Origin of the sequence: Flavihumibacter fluminis (genome assembly GCF_021491375.1) — a bacterium.
Lineage (GTDB): Bacteria > Bacteroidota > Bacteroidia > Chitinophagales > Chitinophagaceae > Flavihumibacter > Flavihumibacter fluminis.
Genome location: NZ_JAKEVY010000003.1, coordinates 245,572 through 271,342 on the forward strand (window position 1 = coordinate 245,572; position 25,771 = coordinate 271,342).

Genomic DNA, 25,771 nt, shown 5'->3' on the forward strand with positions numbered 1-25,771 from the left:
TCCGGGTTAAAGCTAAAGTCCGGACTTCTGAGCCGATTAATTGAGCTGATGAGCCGATTTTCGGAGGGTTTGAGCCGATTTTTTCCCTTACGCAGGCTGTTTATTTTAGTGGGCGAAGAAGCCACTTTTTCAATTTAATCTATTGATAATGAATTATATAATACCCATTTTAATACAGGAAGCTCTGAATTACAAGGAGTATAAAAACCTTAAATTTTGCCCCTTTTTACGTGTATCCTTCGTCCTTCCTACGTACATCCTTCGTATAAGATGCACTAATGCATAGATTATCAACCGAATACGAACCAATTGAATTGAATCAATTGAATCATAACCGATAGTTTTAAAATCAGTTCCTTTGTTGCCAGATCAGCCTGTCATTCCCATGCTCTCCTCTCTTCTCCAGCAACTCGGTTTGCACCCTACCCGGGTTAGCCCGGTTCATGGCGGTGATATCAACCAGGTATTCAAAGTGTTCAAGGGAGATCAGGCCTTTTTCATTAAAATCAATGAAGCTGCTGCCTTCCCCGGAATAATGGAGAAAGAAGCTCGCGGACTGGAAGCGTTAAGAATAGAGAGTCTGTTCAAAATTCCTGCCGTTGAAGCAGTTGGTGAGTGGCAGGGTTTGCAATGGCTCCTGCTGGAATGGCTGACACCAGCTCCCAGGCAGACTGATTTCTGGAAGCGGTTCGGAGAAGCATTAGCTCATCAGCATCTGCTGAAGCAATCGGCCTTCGGCTGGACAGAAGACAATTATATTGGTCGGCTGCCTCAATCCAATCGAACACATGCTAACTGGACTGATTTTTACATTCAGGAACGCATCCGGCCATTGGTACAAGTACTGGTTGATACAAAACAGTTTTCAACCGAAATGCTCAACCGGCTGGAGAAACTTCATGCCGTCATTGAAAATGAATTTCCAACCGAAGCGCCTGCCCTGCTTCATGGAGATCTCTGGTCCGGGAATTTCTCCTGTACCGGTGATGGTTACCCGACGATCTTTGATCCGGCTGTGTATGCCGGTCATCGCGAAATGGATATTGGTATGACCCAGCTTTTCGGAGGGTTTGATTCCAGCTTTATGGATGCCTATCAGTTTTATTATCCGCTTGAGAACAACTGGCGAAAGCGATTACCACTAACCCAGCTCTATCCGATCCTCGTTCATGCGGCCCTGATCGGAGGACATTATGTGAATGAAGCCAGATCGATTATTGCAGCATATTAAATACTTCAATCAGTCTAAATATTGAATTTTCCAGATATTGATTAAACTTTAAAGTTTATTTTTCAATATTTAATTTTAATTTTACAACTTCTTAGTTGTTTTTGAAAAACGCCTTTGTGACTACGAGAGATGATGTACAACGATTTTTAGACGACTTCTTCGCCAAATACAAGGTGTTCGGTATTCTATTTAGAGACTTAAGGCAAAAGAACAGTAAAGCTTTATTAGGACTTGAAATAACACCAAATAAAAGAAAAGAGATCATTGAAAATCTCAAAGTTGAGGATTACTCAGAGGGACCCCTAGATGATACCCTCTATGGTTTAGCAAGTATGTGGGTATTTGGCACAAAAGTCAAAGGCATCGAAGTATATATCAAAATATCACTTGGATCATTTGGTACACAAGTTATATGTATTTCATTTCATGATGCAGAACATGCAATGAGTTATCCTTTTAAAAATATACAACCATGAGAAGTCCGATTACAGGGAAAGAAATGAAGTTGGTTAAAGAAGTAACTACACTCCCATTTAGAAAAGAAGAGTTTGAGGTAGTATATCATTATTATCTGTGCGAAGACTCAAAAGAGCAGTTCACAGATGATGAATTGGATGCCATCAACATTACCCAGGTTCACAATCAATATAGGGAAAAGTATGGCATTCCTTTTCCAGAAGAAATAAAAAGCATTAGGGAGAAATACAATGTTTCTGCCAGTAAAATCGCAGAAATTCTTGGTTTTGGAACTAATAATTACAGATTGTATGAAACAGGTGAAATGCCGTCAGTTTCCAACGGGAGGTTAATTTTATCAATAAATCAACCTGAAGAATTTATTAGGCAGGTTGAGGCGAGTAGCCATATTCTTTCCCCCAAGGAAGTTTCCATTTTCATTGAAACTGCTAAGCAGCTAGAGGCAAAAGAAAAAAGCGGCGACTATTGGGAAAAGTTGTTTGAAAAGCAAATATTTCAATTTGACAAACCAAATGAATATTCCGGATATAAGAAACCAGATTTTCAAAAGATTAGTCAGGTAATTGCCTATTTTAATGGCAATATTGAAATGTTTAAAACCAAGCTCAATAAGTTGTTGTTTTATGCAGACTTTACCATGTATCAGCGCACAGGTCATTCAATAACAGGTATAAGATACAGAGCAATTCCTTTTGGACCCGTTCCTGCTGATTATGAAAAGCTTTATCTGAAATTACAAGACGATCAAAAAATTAATATAGTTGAAATTGGATTTGATAACGGTAACTATGGAGAACTTATAGAGTCTAACCAAAAATTAGAACAGGAAACCTTCTCAGAAAAAGAGAAAACTGTTTTAGATGATATAATTAACAAGTTTAAAGGACTTACAACAAAACAAGTGGTAGATATAAGCCATAAGGAATTAGCCTGGACCGCTAACATAGATGAAAGAAAAATCATCAGTTATCAGAAGTATGCATTTGCATTGCAAGGAATAAACTAACCAAATAGAAAAACCGGAACTGATCCTGCCTGTCCCGGTTTTGTTTATTTAGGCGTGAACAATACTTTCAACTGTTCCACCAGTTTACCATTGCCGTTCACAGAGATGGTGCTGATTTTTTCCGCAATCTTCTCCACGTATTCCATCTCTTTCAGTTTCCACAACATCGCGTTTTCTTCCATCAGCTTCGCTGTGTTCAACAAAGACCTGGTGCTCGCGGTTTCTTCCCGTCTCATGATGGTGTTGGCCTGTGCCCTCTTTTCGGCCACCAATACCTGGTTCATGATTTCTTTCATATCGCCAGGTAAGATGATGTCCCGGATCCCGAATCCAACAACTTCCACACCCAGTGCTTCCGCTTTGTCCTGAATCCGCTCCAGCATATAAGGCGCGATGGCTTCTTTTTTCTCCAGCAACTCATCGAAGCCGAAACCCGCCACATATTCCCGCAACACCAACTGGATGTTGATATACAGTTGTCTTTCGTATTCCTTGTTCTGCAACAAGGCTTTTTCGATATCCAGCACCTTGTATTGCGCCCAGGCGTTTAACCTCAGCGCAGCTTTATCCTTTGTCAGTATTTCTTGTCCGTTGATCTCCAACTGCAGTTGCCTGGTATCTACTTTTGCCACCTGGATTACCACAGGGTTCTTCCACCAATAATAGATCCCGCTTTCCAATAAGCCCTCGAACTTTCCATCCATAAACAAGACTCCTTTTTCATAGTTCTCGATGGTGTAGGTCCGCACATAAGGCGCCAGCAACGCATTGTTTAATACCATCCGGTCGAAACCAGGATCGATAGCCACTTTGCTGATATCCACTTTTACGAATGCATAGTTAACGGGACCTTTCCAATACGTATATCTTCCAGGTTTTAAAACCGCTTTCAACATACCGTTGACATATTGCAATACCAGCTCGGTGTCTTTTACTTCCACCAGTTCCAGCATCGCTGCCAATTGCTCATTGGCCAACAGAATATTTAATTCAACAGGCGCAACGAATTCCTTTGTGGTATCGTATACATATACCTGTTCTCCTTGCCAGAACCAGTAAGTACCTTGCTCAATAACTTTCTGCAAGGCTCCTTTCCGGAATACCAATCCTACTTCGTAGGCATTTACTTTTACTTGTTTCATTGTTTTAGTTTTTGTTTTGGTTATAAAAACCAGGCAACAGCCATCCGGCTAAGCGGAGTTGGTGTTTCCTTTCTTACATAAGAACAGTTCGCTTGCTGCTATCACCCGGCAGGTCGGATGCTTCGCGACAAGGGAAGTGAACTACTGCTGAAAGGAGTACCCACAACTGCTGGCCACACCGGATAGTTGTTTTAACAACCGCCGGCTGTTGTCCCGATTTTTGAATGGTCATCCTTTTTAGAGAAGGGATGGACTTCTTTTTCCAACATCCGAAGTGTTGTGTTCTACCACTGAACTATCACGATCTGATTCGTGAGCAGGATTCGAACCTGCGCTAAAGGGCTATTGCTCTGCCACTGAGCTACCTGGTTTAAGCAGGGAAGGATTCGAACCTTCGACACTTAGCGAAAAGGGAATGAACACCATTACAACAACAGCATACAGCGAGTTACTACTGCTGCACTGCGAGGCGCTTGTACACCCTCACCTGGTTTGTCTGTAACAGCTGATCCCCTCTTCCCTTTGGGAACCCTATTTATTGAACCACCTTGTTGGCACAACTTGAACTGGCGAACGCATGGGGCTTTGCACGGAATGCGAAGCCCATCCCCATGATATAACCCATCGCCTCTTTTAATGCATCGTTGCTTTTGAAGCCCGGATTGGTGTTGATGTCAGCATGCAACTCTAAATCCACATTGTACATCGTACAGATACCACATAATCGGTACGCCGCATCAATGCTTTTGGATACTTCCAGTAGCATTCTTTGTTTGATACTCATCTTCCATTCCGTGATTTCTGGCAGTATGTACATGAAGCCACCTTTGCCTTTGCGGATCACAACGATAACAGTAGCAAACTGTGTGTGTTTGCCTTTTACCTGGCTATCGGTGCCGATGCACAATTTCAATTCATGTCCGGCTGCCTGCTCGCGAAGAATCATCATTCTGATCTCGTCCTCAATCGGCTGGCAGATGCGTGTTCCGTCTAATTTTCTCCATAACTGTTCCATTTCGCTTTGGTTTAAAACATAATAAAAAACCCGGTCGTGTAACGCGACCGGGTTCTCAACTCCTGTATGAATGTTTTCTACTTCATTCAACAGTCCCTCCAATCACTAATCGCCTCTTGCCAGCGTTGTTCGCTGCTAAAATTTTTATGTTGTTTATTTCCTATCATTTTTTTCAATAAAAAAAGCCCCGCAATCCAGGCGGGGCTTCTATTTCAGTATTTTTATAAACTTGTTATAAGTGTACAGCAATACATGCCCCGGCAACGGTACGATACTCACTTGGAGTAAACCCGTTTAGTATTTCAATATGTTGTTTCCGTGATTGCATGTAATTTTATTTGCGATGCAAAGATGGTACAGTTTTTTTGATATTTCCAATAACGCAGTAAACTTTTTTTAAAAAAATTTTATGACTCGTATCAACAGGACATTTGTTATCGGCGATATTCATGGAGCTTACAAAGCATTGGTTCAACTCATTCATCGCATACAGCCAACCAAAAATGATACGCTGATTTTCCTCGGTGATTATGTGGATGGCTGGTCCGAATCTGCGGAAGTGGTAGATTATCTGATTCAACTCAAAGCAAACATCAACTGCATTTTTATTCGGGGCAATCATGATACCTGGTGCAGTGAATGGCTGAATGGAAATCTTTCCAAACAGGATTGGATTGATGGCGAAGGTGCGGCTACTGTTCAGAGTTATAAGAAGCTATCAAAGAATAAACTTTTACAACATCAGGCTTTTTACAACAGCACCATCATGTACTGGATTGATGAAGATAACCGGCTCTTCATTCATGCGGGTTTTGCTTCCATGCACGGACCAATTAAAGAAACCTATTCCAGTAATTATTCCTGGGATCGCACCTTATGGGAGTTATCGCTGGCACTGGATCCGCAGCTTCCCAAAAACTCTATCTTTTATCCCAAACGATTGAAGCTGTTCAGTGAAATTTATATCGGTCATACTCCCACTACCAATTACAATATCAGTACCCCGGTGAATAGAGCGAATCTCTGGAATGTGGATACTGGTGCAGGATTCAGGGGACCTTTATCTGCTGTTGAAGTGCATTCCAAACAGGTCTATCAGTCTGATCCGGCGTTTACTTTTTATCCGGATGAGAAGGGCAGGACCTATATATAATTTTTTTCTTACCTGGTTACATCCTGATCTGTTTTGGCAACCAATTCAAAACAGCATATGTCATACGGATCAAAACTCAGGAAATCTATACTGCTTCTATTAGCACTGCTTTTTTCTTTCGCATGGTTACAAACGAAAGCGCAGTGGCAAAATAGAAATGCCATGAGTGTAGCGGCTTCACTTACTGATAAAGTGGATCTGAAGGTCAGCCATCTCCGCGCCTATGATTTGAACAACAAATTCAATACTATCTTTTATCAATCTGGGTTGCAGGTTAAATACGAGTTAAATAGGCGGTGGGACCTGTACGGCAACCTTCAATTCCTCACAGGAGGCGCTTCAGGAGAAACCAGAACAAGAGCATTTATTCGCGCAGCACATACCTATCGGTTAACGAAAAAAATAAACTGGACCAATTCCATCCGACTGGAAACCAACTCTCAAAATGAAAGCCGGTTTCGTCACAGGATTGGTTTCTCCACGCGCCTTGGTCTCAGAAAGCGAATGGATTTTTTGAATCTTTCGCCTTCGGTAAACTATCAGTTGTTTTATAATATTGGAGGTAATCCCATCCGGTATTACAATGATTCAAAGCAGTTGATTGCGAGGCAAAGTCCGGATGGTTTACATCGCAGCAGGCTTATCTTAAACCTGAATTCAAAGCTTACCAAATTCCTGAATGTTAGCCTTTACTACATGCGGCAACAGGAGTTCAATTTTTTAACTGCAGATACCCGAAAGATGAATGTCTATGATCCGGTACGAAACCGTACACTGAGACCATTTGACAATTTCAACACCATCGGATTAAGTGCACAAATCAATTTAAATCCACTGTTCAACTAATAAAAATCTTCACCTTAAAAAGCCTCTATATGGAAAAGAGAATTAAAAAATCCTATATCTGTCGCGATGTAAACAAGTACCACATTGATCAGGACCTGGTTCATTTTCATATTCCCACCGTTGGCGACATTGCAGTATTTGAAGTAGTCAGTATTGGTAAACACAAAACCATCCAGGGATTTGACAAACGAAATGCGGCGATTTATCCGGGTGATCAAATCATGGCTGCTTTTGGTACACGATATGCAACCGGTCAGTTTGAGGGTTATGTAGAAATGAATCCCTTTCATGAGTACCAGATCCTGGGAGCAGGTGGCACCGTTGGGATCATCCATAGTATGCATCAAAGATTCACCAGCGTTGGACCTACACAACTGAAAATGATCGGTTATGCAGTAGATGCGCGCGGAGAAATTCTGAATACCAAAAAAGCCAGGCAGCCCGAAATGATGCCTTACACAGGTGCTGCGCAATCGCTGACTAAAATCATTCTTTCTATTGGTTCTTCCATGGACAGTGGTAAAACAACCACGGCTGCGCATATTGTGCGTGGCTTAAAGAAAAACGGATTCCGAACAGGATTTATCAAACTCACCGGCACTGTTTATACCAAGGATTGCGATCTCAACTATGATAATGGTGCGGATGTGGTAGCTGATTTCAGTGCGATGGGATTTCCATCTACCTACCTCTGTGAGCTGGAGGAATTACTGAACCTGCATGAAACCCTGCTCATGCAGATCAATGCAAAGGAACTGGATTATGTGGTAATCGAAATTGCAGACGGACTCTTTCAGCGCGAAACAGAAATGCTGTTAACGCAATCCAGGTTTATGAGTGGGATAGATGCTGTTGTATTCTCTGCCGGCGACAGTCTCTCTGCAGTACAGGGAGTGAAAACGCTTCAGGAAATGAATATACTTCCTGCCGCATTAAGCGGACTCTTTACTGCCAGTCCCCTGCTCATCAAGGAAGTAAAAAGCAAACTCAATCTTCCCATTTACACAATTGACCAGCTTGCTACAGGTGAACTCCTGCAGCTGATTAAAGAGCCTCTTGGCAGCATCGCGTAATCATCAACCAGTATGCAAACCAATCCAATTTGGTGGGCTTTTATAAAGCAACATAAAAAGGAAACCGTAGCGTTGCTACTATCCAGTCTGCTTGCCAGCTATTTCGCATTGATTGTTCCACTCAGTATCGGAAAATACATGGAAATCGTGTTTTCAGCAGGTGGAGGCAAAACAAAGGCGCTTGAGTTATTGGGGATAGACTTACCGGAAAACCTGGTTTCCTTTTTTATCTTCTTTTTTAGTCTGCTGCTGATCCGGTTTTTATTGAGCTGGTTGCATCAATACCAGTCCGCCTGCTTGGGAGAAGGATTCGTGCGGCAGCTCAGATCTCAACTCTTTGCGGTTCACCTGGAAGAACGCCAGCAAAGGCAGCAACCAACTGCTTCTTCCATCCTGGCTTATAGCAGTGAAGCTAAAAACATGCAGCACTGGCTGGTAAAAGGTGTCATTGGACTCACCAAAGACCTTTTGTTTTTAGCGATGGCGTTGTATGTTTTGTATTCACTGAATGCTGTTCTGACGGTAACTGTCCTGCTTTCTGTGATCGTTTTTTATTTGATCCAGCGGCAGTACAGTCAAACGCATAAAAACGTATGGGAGGAGAAAAGAAAACGCCAGGGTAGTTTATTAAATCATGTTTCCAAAACACTGTTTGAAGAGACCACTCAATCAACCGGGGATCCTGAAAAAAAGTATAGTGCAAAAGAAGCAAAACTGATGACCATCCTGCACTCCTATCATTTTCATAAGAGTTTTTTACGTGCACTGACCCCTTTTTTATTATATCTGATGCTGGCAATTGTTATGATTATATTGAGTTGGGATGCGGCAAAGAGCAACCTGTCGGCAGGTGATGTATTAGCCTATATGCTTGTATTGATGAACTTATTTCCCACCATGCGGAATATCATTAAGGTCGAACAGATCTGGTTGCAGGGAGAATTGGCGGCAAAAAAGTTTACAGGACTTACCTTAAGTCAAGAAATTTCTGCGGTTTAAGAAATTGTTTTGTGTCACAATTTCTTAAACCTTTTTTTAATGAAAAACATCTTAGCACTGTTGCTGCTATTACTGGTGGCAGGAACAAGCATCGCTCAAAACACCCAACAAACGATCCGTGGAACCATCCTTGATACAGATAGTAAATTACCGTTGCAGGGAGTTACTATACAGATTGAACAGAATAACAACCGGTTAAGCACCATCACAGATGCCCAGGGTAATTTCCGGTTTGAAGCACTGACCATTGGCCGTTATACCTTATCCGCCAGTTCCATTGGATACGACAAACTGGTGCTTCCCAACCTGGTGCTGACGGCAGGTAAAGAACTGGTGCTCTCCCTTTCTCTCCAGGAAGCAGCCACGGCTTTAAAAGAAGTATTTGTAACCAACGACAAAAACAAGGGACAGGCATTCAATGATATGTCGCTGGTCAGCAGCCGGTCTGTTTCACCCGAACAAACCAACCGGTATGCAGGTGGCTTCAATGATCCCTCCAAGATCCTTTCCAATTTTGCCGGTGTTGCGAATACGCAGGATGGTAGTAATGATATCATTGTGCGAGGCAATTCTCCCAAATACCTGCAATGGCGACTGGAGGGGGTACAAATCACCAATCCCAACCATTTTGCAGATCAGAGCGCTGTTGGTGGTTCGATCAGTACCCTCAATAATAACCTGCTCGCCACTTCAGATTTCTATACCGGTGCCTTCTCTGCTGAATTTGGAGATGCGCTCTCCGGTGTTTATGATGTAAAACTGCGGGCCGGAAACAATGAGAAATTTGAATCCATCGCCAGTATTGGTATTATAGGAACCGATCTGACATTCGAAGGGCCGTTTAAAAAAGGCTACAAAGGATCCTTCCTGGTAAACTATCGCTACTCTACTGTTTCGCTGCTGGACAACCTGGGACTCTTTAATGATATTGATGGGGTGCTGAATTTTCAGGATGCTGCTTTCAAAGTGGTGCTGCCCACCAATAAACTCGGTACGTTTTCAATTTATGGTCTGGGTGGTATCAGTAATTTTCGGTTTAATGATGTGACACCGGCACTTTGGCAAACTCCCGGTAACCGGTTTATCCGGAATAAAACAGGAGAAGATTTTAAAAAGAAATCGCACCTGCTCAATGTTGGAATCAATCACACGCTCACCCTTAACCGAAACAGTCATCTGTTCACGGCGCTCACCTATTCAAGCGAAGGAATTGACGACGCCGTTTATGAAAGCTTTCTGTTTAAGGTCTACGATGATAATGGAAACTATGTCAAAGATTCGATCCGAAACAACCAGCTTAATTTTGACGGCGGAATAAAAAAATCAACCTACCGTGCGGAGATGACCTATAACCACAAATTCAATGCCCGTCACAAAATTCAACTGGGAACCAAATACGGATTGCAGCAGTATGATTTCAACCAGTCGATGTTGAAAGACAGTAGTTCCATCCGTACCACGCTGGTTGATTTTACTGATAACTTATCCACGATCCGAAATTTCATCAACTGGAGGTTTAGAATCAATGAGGCATTCAGCACCGTTGCGGGTATTCATAACATGAATGTATTGCTGAATAAAAAATCAACGATTGAACCGCGCTTTGCTATGAACTATAAACCCAATCGTAGTTCCACCTGGAGCCTGGGTTATGGCAATCATAGTGCGATGGAAAGCATACATCACTATTTCACCCGTATTGAAAACCAAAGCGGCCAGACAACCGAACCCAATAAAGACCTCGACTTATTGAAGGCCAATCATTTTGTATTGGGATACGAAAGAAAGCTAAGCAAAAATCTGCTGATCAAAATGGAAGCTTATTACCAGCAATTATATAACCTGCCGGTTGCCAATTCCGATACCAATCTTTTCAGCACCATCAATGAAGGGCTCGATTTTCAATACGTTGATCTCATCAACAAAGGAAAAGGAAGCAACTACGGAATTGAACTTACACTGGAACGATTTTTTAACCGCAATTACTATTACCTGATCAATGCATCTGTTTATAATTCAACTTATAAAGCATTGGATGGTATAAAGCGTAATACACGTTTCAATGGAAATTACCTCGTCAATGCCTTGTTCGGAAAAGAATTCCCCAAACTTGGAAAGAAGCAGAATAAAACCTTCGCTATCAACAGCCGGTTATTCTTCGGTGGAGGCAAGAAACATATTCCACTGCTTCGCAACGCAACTGGTAATCTTGCTGTGGATCCAGCTAACAATAAATTTTTTGATTATTCCAGGGCTTATAAAAACGGGCTGGATGATTTGTACCACATGACCATATCGTTCAGTTATAAAATTGACATCCGCCGGACTACGCACGAAATTTTTCTAAATATTGATAATATCACGAATAACAGGGCCCGCTTAACTGAGTTTTATGATCCATCGGAATCCGGTTCTGTTGGCTATATGCGCCAGTCATCTGCCTTTCCGAATCTGCTCTATCGTATTTATTTTTAACTTGATGAATGCTAAATAATGAAAGCTGCTGTACGATATCATTATTGCTCGCCTGATGGACTGACCCTTCGTGAAGTCCCGATTCCTGCTATTCGATCGGATGAAGTGCTGGTGAAAGTGAAAGCCACCACCGTGAACCGATCTGATTGTGGTGTGCTCACCGGAAAGCCCTATGCGATTCGCCTGTTTGCGGGCTTGTTCAAACCCCGCAAACCCATCACAGGTACTGATTTCTCAGGAATTGTAGTGGCCTGTGGTGAGCAGGTGGACCAATTTCAGGTTGGTGATCTGGTCTATGGTTTTTTGGACATAGGTCTGGCTACGCATGCGGAATATGTTGCTGTACCGGTTTCGAAAGCCATCCTCAAAAAACCGGAGCATATCACTTTTGAGCAGGCGGCCGCCAGCCTGGAAGGAGCCCATTATGCTTATTATTTTCTCGATAAAATTCCTCTTCAAGCCGGAGATTCCGTGCTTATAAATGGAGGAACCGGCGCCATTGGTAATGCAGCGCTGCAGTTTCTGAAACACAAACAGGTAAGGGTGGTGGTTACCTGTGAAGCACCCTTTGTAGATTATCTCTATAAGCAGGGAGCAGATTATGTGATTGATTATACCAGGGAAGACTTCACCCAGTTCGATGAACAATTTGATGCAGTATTTGACGCGGTGGGCAAAAGCAGTTTCGGTAAATGCAAAAGGCTGCTCAAACCAATTGGTTTGTACGTTTCCTCTGAATTGGGCCCTTATTGGCAAAATCCTTTTTTAGCGCTGGCGGCTCCCCTGATGCCTGGAAAAAAAGTACGGTTTCCCTTGCCTTTTTCCATCAACAAAAGCATGGAATTCATCAACGAACTAATTGAAAAGAAGGCATTTACGCCATTGATTGACCGAAACTATCTGTTGGAAGATATTTCAGAAGCCTTTAATTATGTGATGAGCGGTCAGAAGAAAGGCAATGTTATCATTCGCTTTGAATAATTTTGCAGGATCAGTTATGACCCATGCAACCTGTAAACAATCCATCCAAATCAGCATCCGCTAACCAGGTAGATGAAGAATTGTGGGCGATTCAGCAATCCTTGCTGCAGTCACCCTACAACCTGCCCGAAGAGAAAGATTTTTTTGCTGAAAAGATTGAAATCCGGCGTGTTCCAAAAGGTGAATTCCTGATACGCCAGGGACAGCGTCTCTTTTGTTCCTATCATCTTTTCAAAGGCTGCGTACGCGAATATTATGTGAAGGACGGAGAAGAAAAAACCATCGGCTTTTACACTGCGGGTGATAGCTTGTACGATGGTGGTGATAAATATAACCAGGAGCCCAGCTCCGTGAATTGGGAAACAGCTTCAGAATGTATTGTTTCGGTATTTACATATGAAGTGGAAAAGGAAATGTATCGTCGTTTCCCAAGGTTGGAGTCCTTATGCCGGATGGAAACGGAAAAGCATTATTCCCAGTTCAAAAAATCATTGCATCATTACCTGGATTCAAGTCCGGAAGAACGCTATGAAAACCTGATTGAAACCAAACCTGAATTGTTTCAGCTGGTGCCGCTGTATCATATTGCCAGCTACCTGGGAGTTACACCTGAATCACTCAGCCGCATTCGTAGAAGGATGAAAGTGTCTTAGTTGCCGGGAAGTGCAAAAGCAACATACGAATCATTCCCCTTCTTGCCGAGTTTGCCTCCACCACAGGCGATGACCAGGTATTGTTTTCCATTTACCATGTAAACTGATGGAGTAGCAAAACCAGGTGCCGGCAAATCAGCTTCCCAGAGTACAGCACCGGTTCTTTTATTGTAGGCGCGAATCTTACTATCGCTACTGGCTGCAATGAATACGAGCCCGCCTGCTGTTACAACCGGACCTCCATAATTCTCTGTGCCCGTTTCAATGCCTTTTTCCTTTAACTCAGGATATACTCCTAATGGTTTCTTCCAGGCAATTTTTCCGGTGTTGAGATCAATGGCATTCAGGGTACCCCAGGGTGGTGAAACCGCGGGATAACCTTCCGGCGTCAGAAACTTATGATAACCGGTACCAACATAAGGCAGCTTATAATAGTCGTCGCCAGGTTGGGAGGGTACTTCAAATGCAGCCCTGCCCGCCTGCTTATCTCCCAATACATAAACCGCCACTGCTTTTTTCTCCGACTCACTGAGATGTGCAAACGAAGGCATCATACGCCGGCCGGAATGCAGGAGCGCAATCAAATCTGGTTCCTTGTATCGTGCTTCTATGCTAAGCAAGGGAGGATAATTTCCACCGCCTTTCCGGTCTGCACCATGACAGGCAATACAGGCACCATTGTAAATCCGGTTGCCCGCTTCCCAAAGGGTTTCCTTTTTAGCCGACTCCTGCTTTTTATCAATCAGTGTCAGGATCCAGGGCATTTCATTGGCATTCACATAGAGCAATCCGGATGTTGGATCATAGGCAGGTCCGCCCCATTCAGCACCACCATCAAAGCCAGGAAATATAATCGTTCCCTGTTTGGATGGCGGAGCATACATATGGTCATGACGGGTGGAAAGAAATCTTTTGCGGATACTATCCTGTGAGGAGGGAGGCACTATGCTATTCAGATCATTTTCGGTTATTCCTTGCCGTACGAAGGGTTCCGGGAAGACCGGCTTAGGCTGGGTAGGAGAGAGGACTTCTCCTTTTAAATCGGAATCCACCGGAACAGCGGCTTCCTCAATTGGATAAACCGGTTCACCGGTTACGCGATCTAACAGGAAGGTATAACCGGTTTTGGTGACTTGTGCCAGCGCATCAATTTGTCGCCCTTCTTTTTCAATGGTCAGCAATACTGGCGCTGTAGGTAAATCCCGGTCCCACACATCATGATGCACGGTCTGATAATGCCAGAGGCGTTTTCCGGTAGCTGCATCCAGGGCGATTATACTGTTGGCATAGAGGTTGTTTCCCAATCGTTTTCCTCCATAGAAATCATAAACAGCAGATCCGGTTGGAACATACACAATGCCTCTTTTTTCATCCATGCTGAAACCGGCCCAGGCATTGGCGCCCCCTACATACTTGTAAGCAAGGCTGTCTTCCCAGGTTTCAAATCCCGGTTCTCCTGGTTGTGGAATGGTATGAAAGATCCAGCGCCGTTCACCGGTGTGTACATCATAGGCGCGTATATGTCCGGGTGCCGCCTTTGATTCCTCAGCCACCCGCATCCCTACAATAATCAGGTCTTTGTATATAATACCCGGACTTGTTCCTGCAACATACAAATCTGCCGCATCGCGGTCCAGGCCATCGCGCAAATCAATTTTACCAGCGTTACCAAAACTGCGGACAGGCTTTCCCGTGAGGGCATCAATACAATACAATTTGGAATTAGCGGAATAGAACAGCAGTTGTTCATCGCCGTTGGTATACATGGCCAGTCCGCGTGCAATGTTGAAAGAAAAATAGCCTTCCCCTTTTATTTCTTCCCCTACACTATCTGTAACCGGATCATAGACCCAGCGTTGTTGGCCGGTGGACGCATCCAATGCAAAAAGTTTCAGCTTGGGACTGATACCATAGAGCACATCCTTCACCACGAGGGGGTTGACCTGGATCTGGGTGGAGGAATCTGCATCGCCGGTCTGGTATTCCCAAACCTGCTTTAGTAACTGCACATTGGAGGTATCAATCTGGGCGGCTGCCGAGTAGCGGTTATTCTCCTTCGACCCGCCATACACGGGCCAGTCGAGGTTGGAAGACTGTTGTGAACAGGCGCCTGCCAGGAATGCAATCAGGCTTAGGGCTTGAAGGGATTTCTTCATTCCCCTAATATACATCAGTCTCTCAATTACATCCCGTACTGCGCAAGGAACTTGATCCGCATAATCTTCAGCTGCTCCCAGGAGAAATTGCTATCAGACATTTCTTCCTGCGCTACCTGCAGAGAGGAGGTTTCACAGCTCTTGAAATAATCGAGGATCTCTTCCTGTTCGTATTCATCCAGCATTTCGTCGATGGCGTAATCCAGGTTCAGTTTGGTGCCGCTGGCCGCGATGGTTTCCATCTCTTCCAGCAAGGCATCGAGCCTCAGCTCTTTGTTCTTGGCGATGGTCTCCAGCGGAATGCGTTTATCTGTCTGTTGAATGATATAAACTTTCAGGCCGCTCTTGTTCACCACACTCTTCATCACAAACTCATCCGGCTTCTCGATATTATTATCCTCCACATATTTCGCGATCAGCTCCACAAAGGGTTTGCCATAACGGATAGCTTTTCCCTTACTCACGCCCTGGCATTTATCCAGCTCCGCCACTGTAGTGGGATAGAGGGTTGCCATATCCTGCAGCGAGGTTTCAAGAAAAATCACAAATGGAGGCAGGCCTTTTTTCTTGGCTTCCTTCTGACGCAATTCCTTCAACATCTCAAACAGCTTCTCATCCACAGCAGATACTGCACCACCAGTTTCTACTCCACCTTCTTCATCATCTTCATTCGCATCCTCATAGAGATTGTTCAACACGATCTTAAAGCTCTTCGGCTTTTTGATGAATGCTTCTCCCGCTTTGGAAAGTTTCAGCACACCATACTCTTCAATATCTTTAGTGAGGTATCCTCCCAACAAGAGCTGGCGAATTAACGTGCTCCAGTAATGATCGGGCTGATCCTTGCCTGCGCCAAATTCATCCAGGCCGTTGTGACGGTACATCTGAATCTGGGGTGTCATCCGGCCAATCATCACATTTACTGTATATTCAGTAGCAAAACTTTCATTGAGTTTCTTCACTAGCTTAAGCACTTTCACGGCATTGTCTTTTGCCTCCACCTGCTCTTTCGGATGTTTACAGTTATCACAACCGCCACAGTTTTCCTGCGTCCACTCTTCTCCGAAATAACTCAGCAGAATTTTTCTCCGGCATACGCCACTCTCTGCATAGGCAACCGTTTCGTTGATTAACTGTGCACCCACTTCCCGCTCACTCAGAGGCTTATCGCGCATGAGGTGCTCCAACTTGGCCACATCCTTATGCGAATAATAAAGGATACAATGACCTTCCAGTCCATCCCGGCCAGCACGACCGGTTTCCTGGTAATAGTTTTCAATACTCTTGGGAATATTATAGTGAATCACAAAGCGTACATCGGGCTTGTCGATACCCATGCCAAAGGCGATGGTGGCAACAATCACCTGCGTATCCTCATTGAGGAATTTATCCTGGCGCTCAGCCCGCAGTTTGGAATCCAATCCGGCATGATAGGCAACTGCCTTGATACCATTGGCCACCAGCACATCCGCCAGTTCTTCTGTGGTCTTGCGGTTCAGGGTGTAGATGATACCACTTTTGCCTTTATTCTGAACAATATATTTTACGATACTACGGATGGTCTGATCCTTTTTGATCTTGGGCTGGATCTCGTAGTAAAGATTATTCCGGTTAAAAGAAGAAATAAAGATCTCGGGATTCCGCAGTCCGAGGTTCTTCACAATATCACTCTGCACTTTTGGGGTAGCCGTTGCTGTTAGTGCGATGACCGGGATCTTGTCATTGATCACGTCCATCATTTCACGCAGCCTGCGGTATTCGGGTCTGAAATCATGTCCCCACTCCGAAATACAGTGAGCTTCATCCACCGCGAAAAAACTGATCTCCAGGTCGCGGAACAGTTCCAGGTTTTCGGCCTTGGTCAGGGTTTCCGGGGCTACGTATAACATCTTGGTATGACCCTGCTGCAGGTCCTCATGTACTTCGCGAATCTCCTTTTTAGTAAGGGTTGAATTCAGAAAATGCGCCACATCATCCTTGCTGCTATAGCCTCTTACCAGGTCTACCTGGTTTTTCATCAGGGCAATAAGGGGAGATACAATGATGGCCACTCCCGGCATCAGCATAGCGGGCAGCTGGTAGCAAAGACTTTTACCTCCGCCCGTGGGCATGATCACAAAAGTATCGCGACCAGACATCAGGTTTTCGATGATGGCTTCCTGTTGTCCTTTAAATCCATTGAATCCGAAATACTCCTGTAAAGAATCGGAAAGGGAGAGACCTCCATTATTATTAGTAGCAACCTTTTTTTTGGTGGCGGCTTTGGCCGGTTTTGCAGCATCTGCCTTGGCAGTGGTGGTTTTCCGGGATTTTGATGTTGTTGACATGTCTTAAAGTTTCAATCTCACTTGAAGCGGAACCCTCATAAGTTAACGAAAAACTAGCAGTGGATTTGGCCCTTTTTTTCAGGGGGATGCGAAATTACTGAAAATAAGGAGGGAAAAGCACCCGAAAATGTTAATAACGAACGCTCCTTAGCCAAATCTCCTATTTTTGTGCCGCCTGATATGAATACAGAACAAATACTGGCTGTTGGCCGTCGCACTGTTGAACTGGAAACCCGCTCTGTGGAAGGGTTACAGGCCTATCTGAACGAGGATTTCGCGCAGGCGGTTCAGGCAATCTTCCACTGCAAGGGCAGGCTGGTAGTAAGCGGAATTGGCAAAAGCGCGATTGTAGCCCAAAAGATTGTAGCCACCCTCAATTCAACCGGCACCCCGGCACTCTTTCTCCATGCGGCAGATGCCATCCATGGCGATCTGGGTATGGTCCAGGAAAATGATATCGTGCTGATTATCAGTAAAAGTGGTGAAAGTCCGGAGATCAAAGTGCTGGTCCCACTGATTAAAAACTTTGGTAATCAACTGATTGGCATGGTCGGACAAACACAATCCTTCCTGGCGCACCAGTCGGATTTTGTACTCAATACCACGGTTTCGAAAGAAGCTTGTCCCAATAACCTGGCTCCCACCAGCAGTACCACTGCACAAATGGTGATGGGCGATGCGCTGGCAGTTTGCCTGATGGAAATGAAAGGATTTAACGGGCAGGACTTTGCCAAATTCCACCCGGGAGGCAATCTTGGCAAGCGCCTGTACCTGCGGGTGAAAGACCTGTATGTGCAGAACCAGCGGCCGGCGATTGCACCGGATGCAGTGTTGAAAGAAATTATCATATCCATCTCGGGAAGCAGGCTGGGAGTAACGGTGGTAACGGATTCCACTCAAAAAGTGCTGGGCGTCATCACAGATGGTGACCTGCGCCGGATGCTGGAAAAGGAGTCTGAATTAACCAGTGTGCGCGCAGAAAAAATCATGACCCGCAACCCCAAACAGATCGGTCCGGATGCCATGGCCATTGAAGCCCTGGACCTGCTTCGCAAACATGATATCACGCAATTGGTTGTTGTTGACACCAATCAGGAGTATCTTGGCGTTTTACATTTACACGACCTAATAAAAGAAGGCCTTTTATAATGAACAAACATCACTACGTAGCCATTATGGCCGGAGGAATCGGAAGTCGATTCTGGCCCATGAGCCGTACCAACTACCCGAAACAGTTCCTGGATATCCTGAATACGGGTAAGACCCTTATCCAATGGACCTATGAGCGTTTTGCAGAATTCATTCCCAAAGAGAATATTTTCGTTGTTACCTCTGATGAATATGCGGAGATCGTGGCCACCCAGCTGCCTGATTTGCCGGTAGCCAATATCCTGGGTGAACCTTCCCGGAAGAATACGGCACCCTGTATTGCCTATATTTCTTTCAAGCTCCAGCAGATGGATCCCCAGGCCAGCCTGATTGTGGCGCCTTCTGATCACCTGATACTGGATACCATCGCCTTCCGCAAGGTTTGCCTGGAAGCATTGAGCTTTGTGAATAAACACAATGCATTCATCACCCTGGGAATCAAGCCAACGCATCCGAATACCGGGTATGGTTATATTCAGTTTGAACAACATGCCATAACTGACAATGTGTATAAGGTTAAAACCTTTACCGAGAAGCCCAACCTGGAGCTGGCGAAAACCTTTGTAGCCAGCGGGGAGTTTCTCTGGAATGCGGGCATCTTTATATGGCAGGTAAAAAATATCCTGCCTGCCTTTGAGAAATACCTTCCGGAAATGTATGAGGTATTTGCGGCTGAAAAGGAAAAATTCAATACCTCTGCGGAAACCGAAGCCCTGGAAGCCATTTATCCACAGTGTACCAATATCTCCATTGATTTTGGAATTATGGAAAAGGCTGATAATGTGTATGTTATACCATCATCTTTCGGTTGGAGCGACCTTGGTACCTGGAACAGTGCCTACGAGAATTTTGAAAAGGACTACCTGGAAAATGCAGTAGCGGGCAATAATGTGGTGGTGATTGATGCCACCAAGTGTATGGTGCATGTACCGGATGATAAACTGGTGCTGTTACAGGGACTGGATGATCATATTATAGTTGACACTAAGGACGTATTACTGATTTGTAAGAAAAATAAAGAGCAGGAAATCAAGGAATATGTGAATGAGGTAAAAAGAAAGAAGGGAGAAAAATTCCTGTAATCGATTTCGACCACTCATAAAAATTAACAAAATGCCATGACTGCTAAAGTCGTGGCATTTTTGTTTTACCAGTAACATTGCAGTTGGACTATCCATAAACCGCATCCAATGACAAGATTTAATTATGCCTCAGGCGCTCCCTGGGAAGACATTGTCGGGTATAGCCGTGCTGTGAAGGTCGGCAATATAATAGAGGTAACCGGAACGGTTGCCATCAATGAACACAATGAACTGGTGGGAGCAGATGACGCCTATGCGCAGACCAGTTTCATCATACAAAAGATTGCACGCATTCTTGAGCAGGCCGGAGCCGGACTGAAGGACGTAGTCCGCACCCGTTTGTATGTAACTGATATCAGTCGCTGGGAAGAATATGGAAGAGCTCATGGAGAGTATTTCGGAAGCATCAAGCCTTGTACCACGATGGTGGAAGTAAGTTCTTTGATCGCCCCTGAATACCTGATTGAAATTGAAGCCACAGCGATACTTGCCTAAAATTAGAACCAATAAACCTCAAGAGAGATGCAAAAGCAGGTTGCCTATTACGAAAACCTGGTAGATTCTTTTCGGGATACCAGCACACTGGAGCCGAATTCACCCTACTTTGATATTTTACGATTTGAAGAAATTCCCCTTCGGATGCAGGATAACACGGGAAATCCTTTCCGGCTGAATGCATTTGTAGTTGGGCTCGTTACCAGGGGAGATTTCAAACTGAGTATTTCCAATGAAGTCTATGAGATTACCGGCAGCCAGCTTTATTTTACCTCTCCCTGGCATATCCGGCAGTACATGAACATCAATAATTGGAACGGGTTTCTCTTATTCTTTACCCCGGATTTTATTTTTCAATACCCGCAGGGAGAATATATTTTCAGAGAGTTTCGCTATTTCCATACAGAGAACGGGATGTTATTTTCTCCGACACCCGAGCAGCTGGCCAAATTACATCGCCAGCTGGAAGCTATGTATGATTTGCTCCGTACCAATCATCCGGAAAGATTCAAGATGCTCTATCACTATCTGAATATCTTTCTGTACGAGTGTAAGGATGCCATGTCTGAGATGACCGTTCCCCGCAGCGGACCAAAGGATACCACCATCAATAACTTCCTGCAGGCACTCAATACCTATTTTATTGAGTTGAATAAAGGAAAGATGGACAAGCCGCTAACACTGAAATATGTGGCGAATGAATTGCACCTGCACCCCACGTATCTGAGCAACCTGCTGAAACAGCAAACCGGTAAAACGGCTGCCCAGCTGGTTCGGGAACGCCTGATCCTGGAAGCACAGTCCCTGTTGAAAAATACAGATATGACGGTAGCAGAAGTGGCTTATTATCTGCATTTCAAAGACAATTCCAATTTTGCAAAATTTTTCCGGCACCAGGTGGGAATCAGTCCCTCTGACTACCGTGAAAAAGCAAAAATGCCAAATGAATAAAAACTACCGCACAAACTCATACTACTACCCTACGCTGAAGAGGGAGGCATAGTATCTTCATAACGCAGTCTGTTAGCAGCGGATTGCAAAACCTCTTCTTCATGCAGGTTTTAGGGTGGTCCTTATAGAGTCCTTAACGGGACTCTATTTTTTTTGTCCCCTATCTTTGACGCATGCAGGGCACAACTATATTTACCACCATGAGCGCATTGGCGCAGGAACACAATGCCATTAATCTGGGGCAGGGCTTTCCGGATTTCCCTATGAGTCCGGTTTTAATGGAAGCTGTTAACCAGGCGATGCGATCTGGTTTTAATCAATATGCGCCGATGGCGGGATGGCTGCCCTTACGCGAAGTGCTTGCAGAAAAAATTGATTACCTGTATGGGCAGTCTGTACATCCGGATACTGAAATCACGATCACTCCGGGTGGAACCTATGCTATCTACACCGCGTTTACTTCCATACTCCGCCCGGGGGATGAAGTGCTGGTGCTGGAACCGGCTTACGACAGCTATGTGCCCAATATCCTGGCCAGCCATGCAAAGCCTGTATTGATTTCCCTGAATCAGCCTTATTTCTCCATTCCCTGGGAAGAGATCCAGGCAGCAGTGAATGAACGTACGCGGGCCATCATCATCAACACACCTCATAACCCGAGTGGAACGATCTGGTCTGCAGCAGATATGCAAAAGCTCCAGCAACTGGTAGTTAGCAATGAGCTGTATGTAATCAGTGATGAAGTGTATGAACACCTGGTTTATGATGGCGAAACCCATCAATCGGTATTACGGTATCCTGATTTGTTTCAGCGCAGTTTTGCCTGCTTCTCTTTTGGTAAAACCTTTCATTGCACGGGTTGGAAAATCGGGTACTGTGTTGCACCAAAGGAACTCATGCAGGGCTTTAGAAAGATCCACCAGTATAATTGTTTCAGTGTACATACACCTTCACAGGTGGGTATAGCGGAGTATTTAAAAGACCGTTCCTCGTACCTCGAGCTGGCTTCCTTTCTGCAGGAGAAAAGAGATTATTTCATAGAATTGATGAGATTAACGCGATTTAATTTGCTCCCTTCAAAAGGAAGTTATTTTTGTTGTGCAGGATATGAGGCCATTAGCGAATTGCCTGATCTTGATTTTGCACTGCACCTCACACGCGAACATGGAGTTGCTACTATACCAGTTTCTGCTTTCTACCAGGATGCACAACCGAGCCCCTATATCCGTTTTTGCTTTGCGAAGAAGAAAGAAACACTGGAAGCGGCGGTGGAAAAGCTGAGGAAGGTGTGAGACGTGAGACGTCAGATGTGAGACGTGAGATGTGAAAAATGAAGCATGAAAAAAATTGTACAACTATATAAATTTCTGTTGATTTATCTGCGGCAGCGGCTCAATCGATTACAGTACATGATGTTTGTGGCTGTGATCACCGGATTGATTGCAGGTCTTGCTGCTGTACTACTCAAAACCTTTGTACATTTTCTGCAGGAGTGGATCAACCGTCCGGTTAAAAACGACTATATATACCTGTTATTCCCGATCATTGGATTGCTGATTGTTGTACTCCTGAAAAAGCGTTTCTTTCATGGTTATATCGAGAAAGGGGTTGCCATGGTACTCAGAAGTATTGCAGGTAAAAGTTCCTTCATCCCACTTTCGGATACCTATAAACACATGGTCACCAGTGCTTTTACAGTTGGCCTTGGAGGTTCTGCGGGACTGGAAGCACCTATTGTTTCAACTGGTGCTGCCATCGGTTCCAATACAGGCCGCATTCATGGGATGGAATACAGGGAAAGAACCTTGCTGATTGCCTGTGGAGCAGCAGCAGGCATTGCGGCAGTTTTTAATGCGCCTATCGCAGGGGTAATTTTTGCGATTGAAATCCTGCTGACGGAAACCATTGTCAGCTATTTCATACCCCTGATGATTGCTGCTGTTACCGGGGCGCTTTGTTCCCGCATCATTTTACAGGAATCGATTCTATTCAATTTTCGGCTGCGGGAAGCTTTTGATTACTATAATGTTCCCTTTTACATTCTGTTGGGATTCGCATCCGGTTTTGTTTCTCTTTATTACGCCAGGGTATTTAAAAGCACGGAGAAAAAAGTAGTTGGTATAACCCAGCGCCCTTACCAGCGTGCCATTGTTGCCGGCATTTTTCTGGTGTTGCTTATGGCAGTATTTCCTCCACTCTTTGGTGAAGGGTATAACACCATCAGCTTGTTGGCCAATGGTAACCCGCAGGGTGTGGTGGAAAAGTTTATCGGTCGCGAGTATATCAATGAATGGGGGCTGCTTCTGTTTGCAGGCGCTATCTTTTTACTCAAGCCTATTGCTGCTGGAATTACCATCGGAGGCGGAGGTAATGGAGGAAATTTCGCTCCCTCACTGTTTGTGGGAGCCTACCTGGGGTTTTTTGTTTCGCGCCTGGCGAATAATACCAAATGGCTAACACTGCCCGAGGCAAATTTCAGCCTGGTTGGTATGGCAGGTGTGCTGAGTGGAGTGATGTATTGTCCACTTACTGCCATCTTTCTTATTGCAGAGATCACCAATGGATATGAACTTTTTATACCGCTGATGCTGGTATCTGCGATTTCCTTCTTTATTGTAAAACATTTTGAACCCTACTCCATGGAAACCAAACAACTGGCCATGGAAGGATCCATATTTACGCACCGCAAGGAAGATAATATCCTTAGCCAGCTCCGGGTAGCTGATTTCAGACTGGAACAATATGCTACCATACGCAATGATCAAAGCCTGGCTGACCTGGTCAACCTGATTAACAATGTCAATAAAAACCTGTTTGCAGTAACGGATAAGGACAACCGATTTGTGGGAATCGTGGAGTTAAATGATCTGAAGGGCCGGTTATTTGATCCAAGTGGGTTGGCACAGGCAAAAATCCAAACCTATGTAAAGAAAGCGCCGGCAGTAATCACGCCGGAGGAACCCATGAAAAAAGTAATGGAAAAAATGGATATTACACAGAGCTGGTACCTGCCTGTGGTGAACAGTGAAAAAGAGTTTATCGGCTTTTTATCCAAGGCGATCATATTTGAGAAGTACAGGGAGGCGTTGGCGAATCAGGCGGATTTGTATACGTGAGACGTCAGATGTGAGACGTCAGACGTGAGACGTGAGAAGATGAAATCCTAAGGTCGAACATCCTAATAAAATTCTGGCGACATGAATAAGGCGACAAGGTTTGTAAAATGGTTTCTGTGGGATCGGTTCAATCTTCATGGAGATGCAGCGAGCCCGGATGAAAGCATTGAATCCTTCAAACGGAATGTTGATTTCAAGGGGACCAATCTCTGGATCCTCATCTTCGCTATTTTCATTGCCTCGATCGGACTGAATGTAAATTCAACTGCAGTAATCATTGGAGCGATGTTGATATCGCCCCTTATGGGCCCCATTATGGGTTTTGGCCTGGGTATCAGCATCAATGATTTTCAACTGGTAAAGCGAGCACTGCGCAATTTAGCAGTGGCGGTTTTTATCAGTATCTGCACTTCAACACTTTATTTCTGGTTGAGTCCCCTTAGTGATGCCCAATCTGAATTACTGGCCAGAACCTCACCCAACCTCTATGATGTACTGATTGCTTTCTTTGGCGGACTGGCTGGGGTAGTAGCAGGTACGCGCAAAGAAAAGAGCAATGTCATTCCAGGGGTTGCCATCGCCACGGCGCTGATGCCACCGCTTTGTACAGCAGGTTATGGTATTGCATCCGGACAATGGAGCTATTTCCTGGGGGCATTTTACCTGTTTATCATCAACAGTGTTTTTATCAGTCTGTCGGTTCTCCTGATTGTCCGCTTCCTGAAATTTCCAAGGGTTAGCTATATCAATGACAAAGAAAGAATCCGCGTCCGGAATTATATCTGGATTGTGACCATGCTGACACTGCTGCCCAGCATTTATTTTGCCTATCGCCAGGTTCAGAAAAATATCTACCAGAAAAATGCACAACGTTTTATAGACACGGAAATGCAGTTCAATGAGGCAACCCTGCTTCGTCAGAAAATTGATCCCAACCAGCGAACACTCGAATTAGTGTATGTGGGCATCATCGTTCCGGATAGTTTGATTGAAGTACGCAAACTAAACCTGCCCAAATATGAGCTGGTAGGAACCAATATCCGCATCCGACAGATTGGAATTACAGACAGCGGCCGGATTGCACAGCTAAAAGCCAGTTTGACCAAAGAAGAACAGGGTACTGAACTCACTAAGGCCAACGCGGAACGTATCCAGGAACTGGAAAACCAGGTGAAGCTTTACCAGGAAACCGAGCTCGATCGGAGGAATATGTTTTTGGAGGCGCAGGCCATCCAACCCAAAATCACCAGCCTGGCACTCGAAAACACCATCTTTGAAAGAGCCGAAAACAAATCAGACACCCTGCAACTCGTTTACCTGGAATTTTCCCGCAAACTATCTGCTCCTGAAGCCAAACAACTTCAAACCTGGGTGGAAGCAAGATTGAAAACCAATAAATTTAAACTGATCACTGAACCGGACCTGCCCTGAAATCCGCCTTTTT

The 25,771-nt window shown here is 44.5% G+C and carries 22 protein-coding genes and 1 tRNA gene; 17 read left to right on the plus strand and 6 right to left on the minus strand.

Annotated elements, in window-relative coordinates; all coding sequences use genetic code 11:
* Positions 1–358 precede the first annotated feature (358 nt).
* From L0U88_RS12290 to L0U88_RS12300, 3 genes are all read left to right on the plus strand, one after another.
* Positions 359–1,231 carry a fructosamine kinase family protein gene (locus tag L0U88_RS12290; RefSeq protein ID WP_234866359.1) on the plus strand — a complete coding sequence of 291 codons (873 nt, stop codon included), beginning with the start codon at positions 359–361 and terminating at the stop codon, positions 1,229–1,231.
* 101 nt (positions 1,232–1,332) lie between these two features.
* Complete coding sequence (locus tag L0U88_RS12295; RefSeq protein WP_234866360.1) at positions 1,333–1,707, plus strand: hypothetical protein; 375 nt, start codon at positions 1,333–1,335, stop codon at positions 1,705–1,707.
* Positions 1,704–2,714 (plus strand): type II toxin-antitoxin system antitoxin SocA domain-containing protein, encoded by a 1,011-nt coding sequence (locus L0U88_RS12300; protein WP_234866361.1) that lies wholly within the window; start codon positions 1,704–1,706, stop codon positions 2,712–2,714. The genes L0U88_RS12295 and L0U88_RS12300 overlap by 4 nt, the downstream gene beginning before the upstream one ends.
* A 44-nt stretch (positions 2,715–2,758) precedes the next feature.
* Here L0U88_RS12300 and L0U88_RS12305 read toward each other — a convergent pair whose 3' ends face one another.
* The 4 genes from L0U88_RS12305 to L0U88_RS12320 form a co-directional block, all read right to left on the minus strand.
* Complete coding sequence (locus L0U88_RS12305; protein WP_234866362.1) at positions 2,759–3,856, minus strand: slipin family protein; 1,098 nt, start codon at positions 3,854–3,856, stop codon at positions 2,759–2,761.
* Positions 3,857–3,929: 73 nt separating this feature from the next.
* Positions 3,930–4,088, minus strand: coding sequence for a hypothetical protein (locus tag L0U88_RS12310; protein WP_234866363.1), 159 nt, complete (start codon positions 4,086–4,088; stop codon positions 3,930–3,932).
* Between the two features lie 77 nt (positions 4,089–4,165).
* Positions 4,166–4,222: transfer RNA gene (locus L0U88_RS12315), tRNA-OTHER, on the minus strand.
* A 169-nt stretch (positions 4,223–4,391) separates the two neighbouring features.
* Entirely contained in the window at positions 4,392–4,871 is a 480-nt protein-coding gene (locus L0U88_RS12320) for a ribonuclease H-like YkuK family protein (protein ID WP_234866364.1), read from the minus strand.
* A gap of 409 nt (positions 4,872–5,280) precedes the next feature.
* On the opposite strand from L0U88_RS12320, the gene L0U88_RS12325 reads away from it, so the two are divergent.
* The 7 genes from L0U88_RS12325 (at position 5,281) to L0U88_RS12355 (ending at position 13,051) form a co-directional block, all read left to right on the plus strand.
* The gene (locus L0U88_RS12325; RefSeq protein WP_234866365.1) at positions 5,281–6,024 is read left to right on the plus strand and encodes a metallophosphoesterase family protein; all 744 of its coding nucleotides are present in this window, start codon (positions 5,281–5,283) and stop codon (positions 6,022–6,024) included.
* 162 nt (positions 6,025–6,186) lie between these two features.
* Positions 6,187–6,870, plus strand: coding sequence for a DUF2490 domain-containing protein (locus tag L0U88_RS12330; protein ID WP_234866366.1), 684 nt, complete (start codon positions 6,187–6,189; stop codon positions 6,868–6,870).
* Between the two features lie 29 nt (positions 6,871–6,899).
* A complete protein-coding gene (locus L0U88_RS12335) occupies positions 6,900–7,943 on the plus strand; it encodes a P-loop NTPase family protein (protein ID WP_234866367.1) in 1,044 nt (347 codons plus the stop codon).
* 12 nt (positions 7,944–7,955) lie between these two features.
* Positions 7,956–8,942 (plus strand): ABC transporter transmembrane domain-containing protein, encoded by a 987-nt coding sequence (locus L0U88_RS12340; RefSeq protein ID WP_234866368.1) that lies wholly within the window; start codon positions 7,956–7,958, stop codon positions 8,940–8,942.
* Between the two features lie 39 nt (positions 8,943–8,981).
* Positions 8,982–11,417: a TonB-dependent receptor gene (locus L0U88_RS12345; protein WP_234866369.1), complete on the plus strand. Its 2,436-nt coding sequence runs from the start codon at positions 8,982–8,984 to the stop codon at positions 11,415–11,417.
* An 18-nt stretch (positions 11,418–11,435) separates the two neighbouring features.
* Entirely contained in the window at positions 11,436–12,398 is a 963-nt protein-coding gene (locus L0U88_RS12350) for an NAD(P)-dependent alcohol dehydrogenase (RefSeq protein ID WP_234866370.1), read from the plus strand.
* Positions 12,399–12,421: 23 nt separating this feature from the next.
* A complete protein-coding gene (locus tag L0U88_RS12355) occupies positions 12,422–13,051 on the plus strand; it encodes a Crp/Fnr family transcriptional regulator (protein WP_234866371.1) in 630 nt (209 codons plus the stop codon).
* Here L0U88_RS12355 and L0U88_RS12360 read toward each other — a convergent pair.
* Together L0U88_RS12360 and recQ are read right to left on the minus strand one after the other, a co-directional pair.
* A complete protein-coding gene (locus L0U88_RS12360) occupies positions 13,048–15,207 on the minus strand; it encodes an outer membrane protein assembly factor BamB family protein (RefSeq protein ID WP_234866372.1) in 2,160 nt (719 codons plus the stop codon). The two genes, L0U88_RS12355 and L0U88_RS12360, sit on opposite strands and share 4 nt — an antisense overlap.
* A gap of 26 nt (positions 15,208–15,233) precedes the next feature.
* Complete coding sequence (gene recQ / locus L0U88_RS12365; RefSeq protein ID WP_234866373.1) at positions 15,234–17,534, minus strand: DNA helicase RecQ; 2,301 nt, start codon at positions 17,532–17,534, stop codon at positions 15,234–15,236.
* Between the two features lie 180 nt (positions 17,535–17,714).
* Between recQ and L0U88_RS12370 the strand changes: the two genes are divergently transcribed.
* The 7 genes from L0U88_RS12370 (at position 17,715) to L0U88_RS12400 (ending at position 25,758) form a co-directional block, all read left to right on the plus strand.
* On the plus strand, positions 17,715–18,683 hold the full coding sequence (locus L0U88_RS12370; protein ID WP_234866374.1) for a KpsF/GutQ family sugar-phosphate isomerase: 969 nt from the start codon (positions 17,715–17,717) through the stop codon (positions 18,681–18,683).
* Positions 18,683–19,765, plus strand: a complete 1,083-nt coding sequence (locus L0U88_RS12375) for a mannose-1-phosphate guanylyltransferase (RefSeq protein ID WP_234866375.1) — start codon at positions 18,683–18,685, stop codon at positions 19,763–19,765. The genes L0U88_RS12370 and L0U88_RS12375 overlap by 1 nt, the downstream gene beginning before the upstream one ends.
* Before the next feature lie 108 nt (positions 19,766–19,873).
* Positions 19,874–20,260: a RidA family protein gene (locus L0U88_RS12380; protein WP_234866376.1), complete on the plus strand. Its 387-nt coding sequence runs from the start codon at positions 19,874–19,876 to the stop codon at positions 20,258–20,260.
* 27 nt (positions 20,261–20,287) lie between these two features.
* Positions 20,288–21,211 (plus strand): helix-turn-helix domain-containing protein, encoded by a 924-nt coding sequence (locus tag L0U88_RS12385; RefSeq protein ID WP_234866377.1) that lies wholly within the window; start codon positions 20,288–20,290, stop codon positions 21,209–21,211.
* A gap of 173 nt (positions 21,212–21,384) precedes the next feature.
* Positions 21,385–22,503, plus strand: coding sequence for a methionine aminotransferase (locus L0U88_RS12390; RefSeq protein WP_234866378.1), 1,119 nt, complete (start codon positions 21,385–21,387; stop codon positions 22,501–22,503).
* A gap of 45 nt (positions 22,504–22,548) precedes the next feature.
* Entirely contained in the window at positions 22,549–24,327 is a 1,779-nt protein-coding gene (locus L0U88_RS12395; protein WP_234866379.1) for a chloride channel protein, read from the plus strand.
* 81 nt (positions 24,328–24,408) lie between these two features.
* Positions 24,409–25,758 carry a TIGR00341 family protein gene (locus tag L0U88_RS12400; protein ID WP_234866380.1) on the plus strand — a complete coding sequence of 450 codons (1,350 nt, stop codon included), beginning with the start codon at positions 24,409–24,411 and terminating at the stop codon, positions 25,756–25,758.
* Positions 25,759–25,771: the final 13 nt, after the last annotated feature.

Bases quoted from the DNA above. Each gene is read 5' to 3' on its own strand.
- L0U88_RS12390 (WP_234866378.1), top strand. From the start codon at position 21,385: ATGCAGGGCACAACTATATTTACCACCATGAGCGCATTGGCGCAGGAA.
- L0U88_RS12350 (WP_234866370.1), top strand. From the start codon at position 11,436: ATGAAAGCTGCTGTACGATATCATTATTGCTCGCCTGATGGACTGACC.
- recQ (WP_234866373.1), bottom strand. From the start codon at position 17,534: ATGTCAACAACATCAAAATCCCGGAAAACCACCACTGCCAAGGCAGAT.
- L0U88_RS12370 (WP_234866374.1), top strand. From the start codon at position 17,715: ATGAATACAGAACAAATACTGGCTGTTGGCCGTCGCACTGTTGAACTG.
- L0U88_RS12375 (WP_234866375.1), top strand. From the start codon at position 18,683: ATGAACAAACATCACTACGTAGCCATTATGGCCGGAGGAATCGGAAGT.
- L0U88_RS12330 (WP_234866366.1), top strand. From the start codon at position 6,187: ATGAGTGTAGCGGCTTCACTTACTGATAAAGTGGATCTGAAGGTCAGC.
- L0U88_RS12320 (WP_234866364.1), bottom strand. From the start codon at position 4,871: ATGGAACAGTTATGGAGAAAATTAGACGGAACACGCATCTGCCAGCCG.
- L0U88_RS12310 (WP_234866363.1), bottom strand. From the start codon at position 4,088: ATGACCATTCAAAAATCGGGACAACAGCCGGCGGTTGTTAAAACAACT.
- L0U88_RS12300 (WP_234866361.1), top strand. From the start codon at position 1,704: ATGAGAAGTCCGATTACAGGGAAAGAAATGAAGTTGGTTAAAGAAGTA.
- L0U88_RS12380 (WP_234866376.1), top strand. From the start codon at position 19,874: ATGACAAGATTTAATTATGCCTCAGGCGCTCCCTGGGAAGACATTGTC.
- L0U88_RS12340 (WP_234866368.1), top strand. From the start codon at position 7,956: ATGCAAACCAATCCAATTTGGTGGGCTTTTATAAAGCAACATAAAAAG.
- L0U88_RS12385 (WP_234866377.1), top strand. From the start codon at position 20,288: ATGCAAAAGCAGGTTGCCTATTACGAAAACCTGGTAGATTCTTTTCGG.
- L0U88_RS12325 (WP_234866365.1), top strand. From the start codon at position 5,281: ATGACTCGTATCAACAGGACATTTGTTATCGGCGATATTCATGGAGCT.
- L0U88_RS12360 (WP_234866372.1), bottom strand. From the start codon at position 15,207: ATGAAGAAATCCCTTCAAGCCCTAAGCCTGATTGCATTCCTGGCAGGC.
- L0U88_RS12305 (WP_234866362.1), bottom strand. From the start codon at position 3,856: ATGAAACAAGTAAAAGTAAATGCCTACGAAGTAGGATTGGTATTCCGG.
- L0U88_RS12345 (WP_234866369.1), top strand. From the start codon at position 8,982: ATGAAAAACATCTTAGCACTGTTGCTGCTATTACTGGTGGCAGGAACA.
- L0U88_RS12335 (WP_234866367.1), top strand. From the start codon at position 6,900: ATGGAAAAGAGAATTAAAAAATCCTATATCTGTCGCGATGTAAACAAG.
- L0U88_RS12355 (WP_234866371.1), top strand. From the start codon at position 12,422: ATGCAACCTGTAAACAATCCATCCAAATCAGCATCCGCTAACCAGGTA.
- L0U88_RS12400 (WP_234866380.1), top strand. From the start codon at position 24,409: ATGAATAAGGCGACAAGGTTTGTAAAATGGTTTCTGTGGGATCGGTTC.
- L0U88_RS12395 (WP_234866379.1), top strand. From the start codon at position 22,549: ATGAAAAAAATTGTACAACTATATAAATTTCTGTTGATTTATCTGCGG.